This window comes from Achromobacter sp. GbtcB20 (genome assembly GCF_019091095.1).
In the GTDB taxonomy this organism is placed as follows: domain Bacteria; phylum Pseudomonadota; class Gammaproteobacteria; order Burkholderiales; family Burkholderiaceae_B; genus Achromobacter; species Achromobacter mucicolens.
In genome coordinates, this window is record NZ_JAGXJZ010000003.1 from 64,028 (window position 1) to 78,093 (window position 14,066).

The 14,066-nt window shown below is 65.3% G+C and carries 13 protein-coding genes; 12 read left to right on the forward strand and 1 reads right to left on the reverse strand.

Annotated elements, in window-relative coordinates:
- The first annotated feature begins 40 nt into the window (after window positions 1–40).
- The 7 genes from rimM to KVT32_RS05585 all read left to right on the forward strand — a co-directional run bounded on the left by rimM (window position 41) and on the right by KVT32_RS05585 (window position 5,929).
- Complete coding sequence (gene rimM, locus KVT32_RS05555; protein WP_217617805.1) at window positions 41–658, forward strand: ribosome maturation factor RimM; 618 nt, start codon at window positions 41–43, stop codon at window positions 656–658.
- Window positions 658–1,494 (forward strand): tRNA (guanosine(37)-N1)-methyltransferase TrmD, encoded by an 837-nt coding sequence (gene trmD, locus KVT32_RS05560; protein ID WP_152383917.1) that lies wholly within the window; start codon window positions 658–660, stop codon window positions 1,492–1,494. The genes rimM and trmD overlap by 1 nt, the downstream gene beginning before the upstream one ends.
- Window positions 1,495–1,603: 109 nt before the next feature.
- On the forward strand, window positions 1,604–2,275 hold the full coding sequence (locus KVT32_RS05565) for a helix-turn-helix domain-containing protein (RefSeq protein WP_217617806.1): 672 nt from the start codon (window positions 1,604–1,606) through the stop codon (window positions 2,273–2,275).
- 96 nt (window positions 2,276–2,371) lie between these two features.
- The gene (locus KVT32_RS05570; RefSeq protein ID WP_056315679.1) at window positions 2,372–3,127 is read left to right on the forward strand and encodes an ABC transporter substrate-binding protein; all 756 of its coding nucleotides are present in this window, start codon (window positions 2,372–2,374) and stop codon (window positions 3,125–3,127) included.
- Between the two features lie 121 nt (window positions 3,128–3,248).
- Window positions 3,249–3,902 carry an amino acid ABC transporter permease gene (locus tag KVT32_RS05575; protein WP_217617807.1) on the forward strand — a complete coding sequence of 218 codons (654 nt, stop codon included), beginning with the start codon at window positions 3,249–3,251 and terminating at the stop codon, window positions 3,900–3,902.
- Entirely contained in the window at window positions 3,899–4,630 is a 732-nt protein-coding gene (locus KVT32_RS05580) for an amino acid ABC transporter ATP-binding protein (protein ID WP_056315684.1), read from the forward strand. The genes KVT32_RS05575 and KVT32_RS05580 overlap by 4 nt, the downstream gene beginning before the upstream one ends.
- A gap of 9 nt (window positions 4,631–4,639) precedes the next feature.
- A complete protein-coding gene (locus KVT32_RS05585; RefSeq protein WP_217617808.1) occupies window positions 4,640–5,929 on the forward strand; it encodes an FAD-binding oxidoreductase in 1,290 nt (429 codons plus the stop codon).
- A 64-nt stretch (window positions 5,930–5,993) separates the two neighbouring features.
- Here the strand turns inward: KVT32_RS05585 and KVT32_RS05590 are convergent, their stop codons facing one another.
- Entirely contained in the window at window positions 5,994–8,888 is a 2,895-nt protein-coding gene (locus KVT32_RS05590) for a valine--tRNA ligase (RefSeq protein WP_056315688.1), read from the reverse strand.
- 421 nt (window positions 8,889–9,309) lie between these two features.
- Between KVT32_RS05590 and ndk the strand changes: the two genes are divergently transcribed.
- The 5 genes from ndk to hisS are packed head-to-tail and all read left to right on the forward strand — an operon-like array spanning window position 9,310 to window position 14,066.
- Window positions 9,310–9,735, forward strand: a complete 426-nt coding sequence (gene ndk, locus KVT32_RS05595) for a nucleoside-diphosphate kinase (protein ID WP_056315689.1) — start codon at window positions 9,310–9,312, stop codon at window positions 9,733–9,735.
- A 43-nt stretch (window positions 9,736–9,778) separates the two neighbouring features.
- Window positions 9,779–10,933, forward strand: a complete 1,155-nt coding sequence (rlmN, locus tag KVT32_RS05600) for a 23S rRNA (adenine(2503)-C(2))-methyltransferase RlmN (RefSeq protein ID WP_056315692.1) — start codon at window positions 9,779–9,781, stop codon at window positions 10,931–10,933.
- Entirely contained in the window at window positions 10,930–11,424 is a 495-nt protein-coding gene (locus tag KVT32_RS05605; RefSeq protein ID WP_056315695.1) for a RodZ family helix-turn-helix domain-containing protein, read from the forward strand. The genes rlmN and KVT32_RS05605 overlap by 4 nt, the downstream gene beginning before the upstream one ends.
- Window positions 11,425–11,438: 14 nt before the next feature.
- Window positions 11,439–12,725, forward strand: a complete 1,287-nt coding sequence (ispG, locus tag KVT32_RS05610) for a flavodoxin-dependent (E)-4-hydroxy-3-methylbut-2-enyl-diphosphate synthase (RefSeq protein ID WP_062842031.1) — start codon at window positions 11,439–11,441, stop codon at window positions 12,723–12,725.
- 54 nt (window positions 12,726–12,779) lie between these two features.
- Window positions 12,780–14,066 carry a histidine--tRNA ligase gene (gene hisS / locus KVT32_RS05615; RefSeq protein ID WP_175157100.1) on the forward strand — a complete coding sequence of 429 codons (1,287 nt, stop codon included), beginning with the start codon at window positions 12,780–12,782 and terminating at the stop codon, window positions 14,064–14,066.

Consider the following 14,066-nt stretch of genomic DNA (forward strand, 5'->3'; position numbering starts at 1 on the left):
GCTGCTTCATCGCTATCCAAGCCGATAAAGAGCACGATAAATGCCTGATGCCGCAACCTCCAACGCGGCGCCTACGGATTTGGTCGAGCTGGGCCGCATTACTGCAGCCTACGGTGTGAAAGGCTGGGTTAAAGTGCAGCCGCATTCGGCCAACGCCGAAGTGCTGCTCTCAGCGTCTCAATGGTGGTTGACTCGCCCTGTGCCTGAATTGGCGCGGGGCGCTGTCGCGTCTGCGCCTGTCGCATTCAAGATCTTGCAAGCCCGTTCGCAGGGAGCCACCGTCGTGGCGCAACTGCAGGGCATCACGGATCGCGATCAGGCCGAAGCGCTGCGCGGACATTCCGTGCAAGCGCCGCGCGGTTCGTTCCCCGCGCCCGACGAAGACGAATACTACTGGGTCGATCTCATTGGTTGCGCGCTGTACTCCAGCGCCAGCGGCGAACCCACGCGAATCGGCGTGGTAAGCGAGGTCCTCGACAACGGCGCGCATGCCGTGTTGAAGGTCCTGCTGCAGAAGGGCGAGGGCGAGAATCCCGAACCCGTCCTGGACGCCAAGGGCCGGCCCGCCGAAATGCTTGTTCCGTTCGTACGCGCGCACATCCATGCCGTCGATCTGGCCGCGCGCCGCATCGACAGCGACTGGCCCGCGGATTTTTGATGCGTATCGACGTCGTTACGCTATTTCCCGAAATGTTCGGGGTGGTGCGCGACCTCGGGGTCACCGGCCGGGCCCATGCCCAGGGCCGGTGGCAGCTGCATGCCTGGAATCCGCGCGATTTCACGCATGACGTCCATCGCACCGTCGACGACCGCCCCTACGGCGGCGGTCCCGGCATGGTCATGATGGCGGGGCCGCTGGAAGCCGCCGTCAACGCCGCCCAGCAGGCGCGCGCCGGACAGGGGCTTGGTCCCGCTCCGGTGGCGTTGCTGGCCCCGGTGGGCCGGCGCTATGACCAGGCTGGCGCCGAGGCATTGGCCGCCAGCGATGGCCTCATTCTCATTTGCGGTCGCTACGAAGGCGTGGACCAGCGCTTCATCGATCGATGCGTCACGCAAGAGATTTCGCTTGGCGACTTCGTCTTGTCCGGCGGCGAGATCGCGGCGCTCGCCGTGATCGATGCCGCGGTGCGCCTTTTGCCCGGCGTGCTCAACGATGGGGATTCCGCGCTGCAGGACTCCTTCAATGACACCTTGTCTGGCCTGTTGGACAGCCCGCATTACACACGCCCCGAAGTGTACGAAGGCGAAGCGGTGCCGGCGGCCCTGTTGAGCGGTCATCACGCCAATATCGCGCGCTGGCGGCGCGAGCGTTCATTGGCATTGACCGCGGCGCGCCGGCCTGAACTCATCGCGTCCGCGCGCGAGAAAGGCTGGCTCAGCAAGCTTGACGAGCGATATCTGGCCGAGCTGGCCGGGACGCCGCTACCCGCCGAGCCGGGATCATCCCGGCGTCGCCGGCCGCGCAAGCCGTCCGATCCCTCTGGCGCCGCCTGACGGTCATCGCGGCCCATCCGCAACGCCCACAACGCTAGGGAAGGTCCTAGATTGTGGGCGTTTTCGCTGCTCCTTAGTATTGAAAATTACATGCACATGAAATTTTCATATGAGCCGTTCAGCCACCGTTCGTCGTGCCAGTGCAGCACCGTCGTCACCCGCCCGGGCGGACAGGCCGGAGTCGGCCGTCGATCTGTGGCTGGGCCAGCAACTGCGTCAGCTGCGCAAGCAGCAGGGGCGGTCGCTCGCTGACGTCGCCCAGGCTTGCGGCATGTCGCTGGGTCTGCTGAGCCAGATCGAAAGAGGGCTGAGCTCGGCCTCCGTCAAAGTCCTTCATCTCCTGGCGCGCGAGTTTCGCGTGTCGGTCAATGCCCTGCTGCGCAACGCCGAGCACACGGGCGGCGAGGAAGATGGGCGCGTGGCCCGCGCGGGCACGCATCGGTACATCGACCTCAAGGAAAAGGGCATCTGCAAAGAGATGTACACGCCCGCCGCCTGCCGCAGCATGGATCTGTGCCGCGCCTCCATCGCGCCCGGTGGCTCCACCGGCAGCGAGCTCTTCGTGACCGGGCAGGGCGAGCAGATTGGCGTGGTGCTCAAGGGCGTGCTGGAGTTGTGGGTCGGCGACCGCGTCATCCGCCTGCAGGAGGGTGACAGCTTTTGCTATGCCAGCAGCACGCCGCGCCGCTGGTGCAATCCGGGGTCCCAGACGACCGAGGTCATCTGGGCCATCTCCAACATCACTCAAGCCGCGGAGGACGACACGTCACAAGCGCCCTGAGCGCGCAGCACCCATGCGGCGGCACGCGAGGGGAGCGGGCCGCCACCGGGCGCGCCAGGCGCGGCCCGGCCTTCTTTGCCACGATGAGGATATGTCATGAAATTCAAGACCCTGGTTGTCTCTGTATTCGCAGCATTGTCCATGGCGGCGGGCGCCCAAGCCCAGACGGTATTGAAGGTGGGATCCACGCCCACCGGCAGCCCGTTCACGTTTCTCGATACCAAGACGAACAGCATCGAGGGCGTGATGGTCGACATTGTGAAAGCGGTCGGCAAGGAGGCCGGATTCTCGGTGCAGATCGAGCCGATGGCGTTTTCAGCGCTGATCGGCTCGCTGACGTCCAAGCGCATCGATATCGTGTCGGCGGCAATGTTTATCACGCCTCAGCGCCAGCAGGTGGTGAGCTTTTCGGAGCCCGTCTATCGCTATGGCGAAGGCCTGATGGTGCTCAAGAGTGACAACAAGGAGTACAAGTCGTTCGCCGACATGAAGGGCATGACGGTCGGTGTGCAGGTGGGCACGGCCTTCGTCGAGCCCATCCAGAAGAGCGGCGTCTTCAAGGAGGTGAAGCTCTACGACAATCCGCCCGACATGATGCGCGACGCAAACGCCGGCCGGATCCAGGGCGGCTTCATGGACTATCCCATTGCCGCGTATGTGCTGTCGCAAGGCAACTACCCCAATCTGAAGATGGCGCAGTCCTACCAGCCCACGATCATGGGCAGCCTGGGGCTGGCCACGCGCAAGGAAGACACCGAGCTGCTTGATCGCATCAACAAGGCACTGGCCAAGCTGAAGGCCGACGGCGCCATCGACGCCATTCTGAAGAAGTGGGGCCTGGGCGGCGCGTGAGGCCGGCCGGATTTTCGTAGCGCAGACATTCGTTAAAAATCCCGCCGGCGCGATCAAACCCGCCGGCGGACGCCGCGCATCCGGAGCGCGACGCGGGCAGTCTTCTGGGGGTGGTGGACGCATGATGCAATTCATGAAGGACGCGGCAGAGTTCATGCCGATACTGCTGGATGGCGCCAAGCTCACGATCCTGGTCACGCTGGGCTCGCTGGCGCTGTCGACGGTGCTGGGGCTGGTCTGGGCCTTGATGCGGGTGTCGGGCAACAAATACCTGTCGGGTTTTAGCGCCGGCCTGGTCAATCTGCTGCGCGGCATTCCCATCATCGTGCTGCTCTTCTACATCTACTTCGTGATGCCGGACATGGGCGTGTCGCTGAGCGCGGTGCAGGCAGCGATCATCGGCCTGGGCGTGGCGTATTCGGCTTACCAGGCCGAGAACTTCCGTGCCGGCATCCAGGCGATCGATCGCGGCCAGATCGAGGCGGCCATGGCCATGGGCATGGGCTGGGGGCTGACGATGCGCCGTGTCGTGCTGCCGCAGGCCGTGAAGATCGTCCTGCCGCCTTACGGCAACATCATGATCATGATGCTCAAGGACTCGTCGCAGGCATCCACCATCACCGTTGCCGAGCTGGCGCTGCAAGGAAAGCTCATCGCCGTGTCGACGTTCAAGAACGCCACGGTGTTTACGCTGGTCGCGCTGATGTATCTGGTGATGTGCGTGCCGCTCATCCTGCTGGTGCGGCATCTGGAAAAACGGAGCGCAACCAAATGATCAGCCTGCAAGGCGTGAGGAAAAGCTTTGGGCCGCTCGAAGTCCTCAAGGGCATCGACGCCGAGGTCGAGCAGGGCGAGGTCGTGTGTGTCGTGGGGCCATCCGGCTCGGGCAAGTCGACCATCCTGCGGTGCATCAACGGACTGGAACGCTACAACGCCGGCCGTATCACGGTCGACGGCGAGCTGGTCGATTGCGATTCGCCTTCCATCGTGTCGATCCGCACGCAGGTCGCGATGGTGTTCCAGCGCTTCAACCTGTTTCCGCATCGCACAGCGCTGGAAAACGTCATCGAGGGCCCGATCTTCGTCAAGAAGGAGCCGCGCGCTCAGGCTGTGGAACGCGGCCGCGAGCTGCTGGCCAGCGTCGGCCTGGCGGACAAGGAAAACGCGCATCCGAACCAGCTGTCGGGCGGCCAGCAGCAACGCGTGGCGATTGCGCGCGCGCTGGCAATGAGACCGAAGGCGATCCTGTTTGACGAGCCCACCTCGGCGCTTGATCCCGAACTGGTCGGCGACGTGCTGGGCGTCATGCGCAAGCTGGCCGAGGCCGGCATGACGATGGTCGTCGTGACGCACGAAATGAGCTTTGCGCGCGAGGTCGCCGACCGCGTCATGTTCTTTGACGGCGGCGTCATGGTGGAGCAGGGCGCCGCCCGGGAAGTGCTGAATCATCCGCAGCATCCGCGCACGCAGGACTTCCTGCGGCGTGTGTTGCACCCCATGTAAGGACGCCCCATGCAGCCAACGCCGTTTCCGCTTTCCCCGTCACTATGGGCGGCCACCGCAGCGCCGCCGCCGCCCACCGGGCCGCTTGACGCGTCCACGCAGGCCGACGTCGCCGTGATTGGCGGCGGCTACGCCGGCCTGTCCACTGCGTTGCACCTGGCCGAGCGTGGCGTCAAGGTCGTGCTTCTGGAGGCGCGCGAGATCGGCTTTGGCGGCTCGGGCCGCAATGGCGGGCAGGTCATTCCGGGCTTGAAATACGACCCTGACGATCTGATTGCGATGTTCGGCCCCGAGCGCGGCGAGCGGTTGACACGGTTCGCCGGCGGGACGGCGGACGCGGTCTTTGATCTGATCGAGCGCCACGCGATGGACGTGCCGCGCGTGCGCAAGGGGTGGATCCAGGGCGCGCACACGCCCGACGCGCTGCGCGTCGCGCAAGGCCGCGCGGCGCAATGGGCGCGGCTGGGCGTGGACGCGCAACCGCTGGATCGGGCGCAGGTCGCCCGGCTTATCGGCACGGACAAGTATCTGGGCGGATGGGTGGACCGGCGGGCGGGCGCGGTGCAGCCGCTGAGCTACGCGCGCGGCCTGGCGCGCGCCGCGCTGAACGCGGGCGCGACCCTGCACACCGACACGCCCGTCACGGGCCTGGCGCGCGACGGCGGCAAGTGGACGGTGTCCACGGCACGCGGGCCGTCGGTCAGCGCCGACCGCGTGGTGATGTGCACCAATGCCTATGGCGGCGGCCTGTGGCCTGGCCTCAAGCCGTCCATCATCGATGCCAACACGTTCCAGGTGGCCACCGTGCCGCTGCCCGACCGCATCCGGGCGGGCATCTTTCCCGAGGGCCACGTCACGTCCGACACGCGCAATCTGCTGTTGTACTTCCGGCTGGATCATCAGGGCCGCCTCTTGATGGGCGGCCGGGGCCCTTTTCGCGAGCCCAAGGGCGAGGCGGATTGGGCGCATCTGGAGCGCGTGATGGTCAAGATGTTCCCGCAGGTGGCCGGCACGCCGTTCGAGTTCCGCTGGTGCGGCAGAGTGGCCGTCACGCGCGACTATCTGCCGCATCTGCATGAACCGCAGCCCGGGCTGCTGGTGGATATCGGCTGCCAGGGCCGCGGCGTCGGCTTGCAGACCTGCATGGGGGGCGCAATGGCGCAGTACGTGGTCACGGGCGATGCCAATGCGCTGCCCGTGCCGCTGTCGGCCATCAAGCCATTTCCGCTTTATCCGCTGCGCCGCCTGTACGTCAATGCGGTGGTCAGCTGGTACCGGATGACGGACGGCGGGGTCTGAATCCCGGCTGTCCCCAAACAAAAACCCCGGAACAGTGTCCGGGGTTTCTGGGGCGGCGCGAGGATCAGTTGCCGAGCTTGGCGCGCTGCTCCTGCACCTTCTGCAGGGTTTCGCCGAACTGCGCCATGCGGGCCTTTTCCTGTTCCACGACGGCGGCGGGCGCGCGCTCGACGAAGCTGGCGTTGGACAGTTTGCCCTGGGCCTTGGCGATCTCGCCGGAGAGGCGGGCGATCTCCTTGTCCAGACGCACGCGCTCGGCGGCGACGTCGATCTCGACGTGCAGCATCAGGCGGCTGGCGCCGACGACCTGCACCGGCGCGCCCGCGTCGGGCAGCACGTCCAGCACGTCAACCTGGCTCAGCTTGGCCAGCGCGGCCAGGTAGGGCGCGTTGCGGGTCAGCATGGGCGCATCGCCCTGCGCGCACAGCGGCACCTTCTGGGCGGGCGACAGGCTCATCTCGCCGCGCAGGGCGCGCACGGCCTCGACTTGCGCCTTCAGTTCGGCCACATCGGCTTCGGCGGCGGCATCCACCGCGGCCGGATTGGCCTTGGGGTAGGGCTGCACGCTGACGCTGTCGGCCACGCCTTCCTTGCGCTTGCCGGCCACGACCGATACCTTCTGCCATAGCTCTTCCGTGATGAACGGAATGATCGGGTGCGCCAGGCGCAGCACGCATTCCAGAACGCGGATCAGCGTGCGGCGGGTGCCAAGCTGCTGGGCCGGCGTGCCGGTCTGGATCTGCACCTTGGCCAGTTCCAGATACCAGTCGCAGTATTCGTCCCAGACGTAGCGGTAGATTGCGTTGGCGATGTTGTCGAAACGGTAGTCGGCAAACCCGCGCGCGACGTCGGCTTCCAGCGTCTGCATCTGGCTGACGATCCAGCGGTCGACGAAGGACAGTTCGCCTTCGTCCGGCACCGACAGGTCATGGCCTTCGGTGTTCATCAGCACGAAACGCGTGGCGTTCCAGAGCTTGTTGCAGAAATTGCGGTAACCCTCGCAACGCTTCAGGTCGAAGTTGATGTTGCGGCCCAGGGTGGCGTAGGCGGCCATCGTGAAGCGCAGCGCATCGGTGCCATAAGCAGGGATGCCGTCGGGGTACTGGCGGCGCGTGGCCTTTTCGATGGCGCCGGCCTGTTTCGGATTCATCAGGCCGTAGGTGCGTTTGGCCACCAGGCCGTCCAGGTCGATGCCGTCGATCAGGTCCACCGGGTCCAGCGTGTTGCCCTTGGACTTGCTCATCTTCTGGCCGTCGGCGTCGCGGATGAGGCCGTGCACGTAGACGTGCTTGAACGGGATCTGTCCGGTCAGGTGCGTGGTCAGCATGACCATGCGCGCCACCCAGAAGAAGATGATGTCAAAGCCCGTGACCAGGACGCTGGAAGGCAGATAGCGCTGCAGGTCCGGCGTGTTTTCCGGCCAGCCCAGCGTCGTGAAGGGCACGAGGCCCGACGAGAACCACGTGTCCAGGACGTCGGGATCGCGCGTGAGCGGGCCCGTGACGCCAGCGGCGCGCGCCTGCTCGATTGCGCCCGCTTCGTCGTGCGCCACGAACACCTGGCCATCTTCCGAGTACCAGGCCGGAATCTGATGACCCCACCACAGCTGGCGCGAAATGCACCAGTCCTGGATGTTGTTGAGCCACTGGTTGTAGATGGTGGTCCAGTTGTCCGGATAGAACTGGATGCGGCCGTCGGCCACGACTTCCAGCGCGACCTCGGTGATGCTCTTGCCCGGGTTCAGCGTGCCTTCCGGCGCGGGCTTGCTCATGGCGACGAACCACTGGTCGGTCAGCATCGGCTCGAGCACGACGCCGGTGCGGTCGCCCTTGGGCTGCATCATCTTGTGCGGCTCGACCTTGACCAGATAGCCCTCGGCTTCCAGTTGCGCAACGACCGCCTTGCGGGCCTCGTAGCGTTCCATGCCCTGGAACTGCTTGGGACCGTTTTCGTTGATGTGCGCATCCAGCGTGAAGATCACGATCAGCGGCAGATCGTGGCGCATTGCGCAGGCGTAGTCGTTGAAGTCATGGGCGCCCGTGATCTTCACGCAGCCCGTGCCGAATTCAGGGTCGACGAAATCGTCGGCAATGATGGGAATGTTGCGGTCGCAAAGCGGCAGCTCGACTTGCTTGCCGACCAGATGCTTGTAGCGGGGATCGTCGGGATGCACGCACAGCGCGCCGTCGGCCAGCATGGTTTCCGGGCGTGTCGTGGCGATGGTCATGCCGCGCAGGGTGACTGTTTGGCCGTCCTTGTCGACGATGGTCTGCGGACCGTCGACGAACGGGTAGAGGATGTGCCACATGTGGCCATCGGTCTCTTCGGACTGCACTTCCAGGTCGGACACGGCCGTGAGCAGCTTGGGGTCCCAATTGACCAGGCGCTTGCCGCGGTAGATCAGTCCCTGTTTATGCAGCCGGACAAACGTTTCCACCACGCCGCGCGACATGCGGTCGTCCATGGTGAAGTATTCGCGCGGCCAGTCGGCCGAGGCGCCCAGGCGGCGCACCTGCCCGGTGATGGCGCTGCCGGACTTCTCCTTCCATTCCCACACCTTCTCGACGAACTTCTCGCGGCCCAGGTCGTGGCGCGAAACCTTTTGCGCGTCGAGCTGTCTTTCAACGACGATCTGCGTGGCGATGCCGGCGTGGTCGGTGCCAGGAATGAACACGGTGTCGTCGCCCGACATGCGGTGGTAGCGCACCAGGCCGTCCATGATGGTCTGGTTGAACGCGTGGCCCATGTGCAGGGTGCCGGTCACGTTGGGCGGGGGGAACTGGATGACGTAAGGCTGGCTTTCCGTCCCCGTTTTCACGTGCTGGCCCGCGGCGAAGTAGCCGCGCTTGTCCCACTCGGCATACCAGCGGGATTCCAGTTCGGAGGGTTCGAAGCTCTTGGAGAGTTCCGGGGTTTCGCCGGCGATGGGCGCGGCGTTCGGGGGAGCAGCTTGAGTCATTACTAAGTTCCGGCAGACAGGGGCGCCCGGGTAGGAAGCGGGCAGCAAACCGCTCATTTTAAGATGTAATGCGGTCTTCTCAGCGTGTTAGAATACCGGGTTACTGTAAACCTTTTAGAAGTCCCTGAATTCATTGAGGATTCCTTCGGAAATGCGTGCTGAATCATTGGATTGGCGCGCAGCCGGAATCCCGCTGGCATTCCAGGATGCGTCCGACAGGTCGGCAGTGTCGAATCCTGTCTTGGTCGGTGGTTCAGGGTGGCCCGAGACACCCATTCGTTTCGGATCTCCTGCGTGCCAACGGCGCGATGGCGCTTGATGTCGCCCCGAAGGGTGGCATCCAAGCGCGGCATCGGCAAGCACAGAGCCCCACCAGGCAATTAACTAGAAACCCGTCAGAAATCAGTTTTCGGAGTCCTTTATGTCCATTCAACGCACCCTCTCGATCATCAAGCCCGACGCCGTCGCCAAGAACGTGATCGGCCAGATCGTTGCCCGTTTCGAGCAAGCCGGCCTGAAGGTCATCGCCGCCCGCCTGACCCAACTGTCGCGCGCCGACGCCGAGCGTTTCTACGCTGTGCACGCCGCCCGTCCCTTCTTCAAGGACCTGGTCGACTTCATGGTCTCGGGCCCCGTGTTCGTGCAAGTGCTGGAAGGCGAAGACGCCATCCAGAAGAACCGCGACCTGATGGGCGCCACGGACCCCAAGAAGGCTGAAGCCGGCACCATCCGCGCCGACTTCGCCGACAGCATCGACGCCAACGCCGTCCACGGCTCCGACGCGCCGGAAACGGCCGCTGTCGAAGTGGCTTTCTTCTTCCCCGAAATCAACATCCACAGCCGTTAATTTTTGGCTTAAGTTGTTGAAAGCGCTTTAGTTTTACCTGGTTATGGAATCCGTCGAACGAATCAATCTGCTGGGGCTGGACGGCTCCGCCCTGTCCGAACTGGTCGGGCAGTGGGGCGGCAAGCCGTTTCGCGCCCGCCAGCTGCAGCGCTGGATGCACCAGCGCGGCGCCGATTCGTTCGACGCCATGACCGACCTGGCCCGCGATTTCCGCAGCCAGCTTGCGACGCATTGCCGCATCGAGGCATTGCCCGTCAACATCGAGCAACGCTCGACCGACGGCACCCGCAAGTGGCTGTTCGATGTGGGGCAGGGCAACGCCATCGAAACCGTCTTCATCCCCGAAGACGACCGTGGCACGCTGTGCATCTCCAGCCAGGCTGGCTGCGTGGTGAACTGCCGTTTCTGCTCGACAGGGCACCAGGGCTTCAACCGCAACCTGAAGACCAGCGAAATCATCGGCCAGCTGTGGTGGGCCAAGCGCGTGCTAGAGGCCGACATCGGCACGGCCCGCCTTGAAAGCGCCCGCGCCACCGAAGACACCCGCGTCATCAGCAACGTCGTCATGATGGGCATGGGCGAACCCCTGCTCAATTACGACCAGGTCCTGCCCGCGCTGCGCCTGATGCTCGACGACAACGCGTACGGCCTGTCGCGCCGCCGCGTTACGGTGTCCACGTCGGGCGTCGTGCCCATGATGGACCGCCTGTCGCAAGACTGTCCCGTGGCGCTGGCCGTGTCGCTGCACGCGCCCAACGACGCGCTGCGCGACGAGCTCGTGCCGCTGAACAAGAAGTACCCGCTGAAGGAGCTGCTGGCCGCCTGCGAACGCTACCTGGCGTTTGCGCCCCGCGACTTCATCACGTTCGAATACTGCATGCTGGACGGCATCAACGACACCGACCAGCACGCCAAGGAATTGATCCACATTGCACGCCAGGTGCGCTGCAAGCTGAACCTCATCCCGTTCAACCCATTCCCCGCCTCCGGCCTCAAGCGATCGGCCTCGGCGCGGGTGAAGGTGTTTGCCCAGCGTCTGATGGACGCCGGCATCATCACCACGGTCCGCAAGACCCGGGGCGACGACATCGATGCGGCTTGCGGCCAACTGGCCGGAGAGGTGCGGGACCGCACTCGGATCACCGAGCGCAACGCCGCCCAGCGCCAGACCATACCAATTAAACAGGTGCACGCATGACGCAGGATTTCGCTTCTGCAGTTTCCGACTCGTCCGCCGGCGCGGTGGGCAGCGTGGGCGCCGCCTTGCGCGGTTTGCGCCTGGCCAAGGGCTGGTCGCTCGACGAAGTTTCCAGCCGCATCAAGTTTTCCACCAAGCAGATCGAAGCCCTTGAAAACGAGCAGTGGGACAACCTGCCCACCGGCGTTTCCTTGCGCGGCCTCGTGCGCAACTATGCGCGGCTGCTCGGCGCCGATGCCCAGGCCATCGTCGACTCGCTCGATCCCAAGGCCCGCGCCACTGGCCCGGCCAAGCTCAGTCCCAGCTCGCTGCATTCCGCGCATTCCATTCCGCAATCCAGCGCCGACGACGACCGCTCGTCCACGTCGTCGTGGGGCTGGCTGATCGCCATCGTGCTGGTGCTTGCCGCCGGCGTGGCGTATGCCTTCTGGCAAGGTTGGCTGCCGCAGCAGTGGCTGCCCGCCGACTGGCTGCCGAAGCCGACCAAGTAACCCGGTTCCAACCGATGCAAGATTCTTCTCTGCCTTGCCAGGACGCGCCGCCTCCCTCGGTGGGAGCCGCAGCGCGCCGCGCCACGCGTTCCGTCGCGGTGAAGTGGGGCGATCGTGTCGTGACGGTGGGCGGAGACGCCCCGGTCGTGGTTCAGTCCATGACCAACACCGACACCGCGGACGCCATCGCCACCGCGATCCAGGTCAAGGAGCTGGCGCAGGCCGGCTCCGAGCTCGTGCGCATCACCGTGAACACGCCCGAGGCCGCCCGCGAGGTCGTCGCCATCCGCGAGCAGCTCGACCGCATGGGCGTGAACGTGCCGCTGGTGGGAGACTTCCACTACAACGGCCACAAGCTGCTGACGCAGTTCCCGGAATGCGCCCAGGCGCTGTCCAAATACCGTATCAACCCCGGCAACATGGGGGGCGGCAAGCGCCGCGACGACAACTTCGCGCAAATGATCGAAGTCGCCTGCCGCTATGACAAGCCCGTGCGCATCGGCGTCAACTGGGGCAGCCTCGACCACGAGCTCATGGCGCGCAAGATGGACGAAAACAGCCGCCGCGCCCAGCCCTGGGAAGCGCAGGCCGTCATGCGCGACGCGCTGGTCGTCTCGGCCATCAGCAATGCCCAGCGCGCCGAGGAACTCGGCCTGCGGCGCGACGCCATCATCCTGTCGTGCAAGGTCAGCCACGTGCAGGATCTCATCGCCGTCTACCGCGATCTGTCCGCTCGTTGCGACTACCCCCTGCATCTGGGCCTGACCGAAGCCGGCATGGGCAGCAAGGGCATCGTGGCCTCGACCGCGGCGCTCGCCGTGCTGCTGCAGCAGGGCATCGGCGACACCATCCGCATTTCGCTCACCCCCGAACCGGGCGGAGAGCGCAGCCGCGAGGCCATCGTCGCGCAGGAAATCCTGCAGACCATGGGCCTGCGCGCATTCACGCCCATGGTCGTCGCCTGCCCCGGTTGCGGCCGCACCAGCAGCACGTTCTTCCAGGAACTTGCCGACAGCATCCAGTCGTTCCTGCGCCGGCAGATGCCGGTGTGGCGCACGCAGTATCCCGGCGTCGAATCGATGAACGTCGCGGTGATGGGCTGTGTGGTCAATGGGCCGGGCGAAAGCCGTCATGCCGACATCGGCATCAGCCTGCCGGGTACCGGCGAAGTGCCGGCCGCGCCGGTGTTCGTCGACGGCGAGCGCACGGTCACGCTCAAGGGCGACCATATCGCCGAAGAGTTCCAGGCCATCGTTGAAGAATACGTTGCGCGCCGGTATGGCGCGCTCGCCTCTCACTAAAGTAAGGGTGTAGCCATTGGCGCGCTTCTCCGGCGCGCCGACGGCATGATCAAGATGACTCAAGCTTTCCAGAAAGTCGCCGCCATCCGCGGCATGAATGACCTGTTGCCGGGGGCAAGCGCCCGCTGGGAGCAATTCGAGGAAATCGTGCGCGGCTGGCTGCGCGGCTATGGCTACCGCAATGTGCGTACGCCCGTGCTTGAGCATACGCGCCTGTTTGCACGCGGCATCGGCGAAGTCACCGACATCGTCGAAAAAGAGATGTACACGTTCACCGACGCGCTCAACGGCGAATCGCTCACGATGCGCCCCGAAATGACCGCCGGGATCGTGCGCGCCTCGATCGAACACAACCTGCTCTACGATCGTCCGCAACGCGTCTACTCCATCGGTCCCGTCTTCCGTCACGAGCGCCCGCAGCGCGGCCGCTACCGCCAGTTCCACCAGATCGACGTCGAAGCGCTGGGCTTTGCCGGTCCCGATGTGGACGCGGAACTCATCGTCATGCTGGGCCGCCTCTGGAAGCTGCTGGGCCTGAAGGACGTGCGCCTTGAACTGAATTCGCTGGGCCAGCCGGCCGAGCGCGCCGCGCACCGCGCCGCCCTGATCCAGCATCTTGAAAAGCACCGCGACATCCTCGACGAAGACGGCCAGCGCCGCATGTACAGCAATCCGCTGCGCGTGCTGGACACGAAGAACCCCGCCATGCAGGAAATGGCCGACAGCGCGCCGCGCCTGTTCGACTTCCTGGGCGAAGAGTCCCGCGCGCACTTTGAAGGCGTGTGCCAGCGCCTGACCGACGCCGGCATCGAGTACCGCTTGAATCCCCGTCTGGTCCGCGGCCTGGACTACTACAACCTGACCGTCTTCGAATGGGTCACGGACCGCCTGGGTTCCCAGGGCACGGTCTGCGGCGGCGGCCGCTACGACGGCCTGGTCGAACTGCTGGGCGGCAAGCCGGCGCCTGCCGTGGGCTTTGCCATCGGCATGGAGCGCCTGCTCGACCTGTGGGAGCAAAGCGTCGAAATCGCCGCGCCGGCCGAGTGCGACGTGTACGTCGTGCACCAGGGCGAGGACGCGCAGCGCCTGGCCGCGCGCGTCGGCGAAGACCTGCGTGACGCGGGCCTGTCGGTCATCGTGCATGCCGGATCGGCTGGCTTCAAGTCCCAATTCAAGCGCGCGGACGCCAGCGGCGCCCGCGTTGCGGTTATCCTTGGCGCCGACGAAGTGGCGTCGCAGACCGCCAGCGTCAAGTTCCTGCGCGCAGAAGGGCAGGGCGACTCGGCGCAGCAACAGGTTCCGCTGGCGAAGCTGGCCGACGCATTGAACAACAAGGGTTAA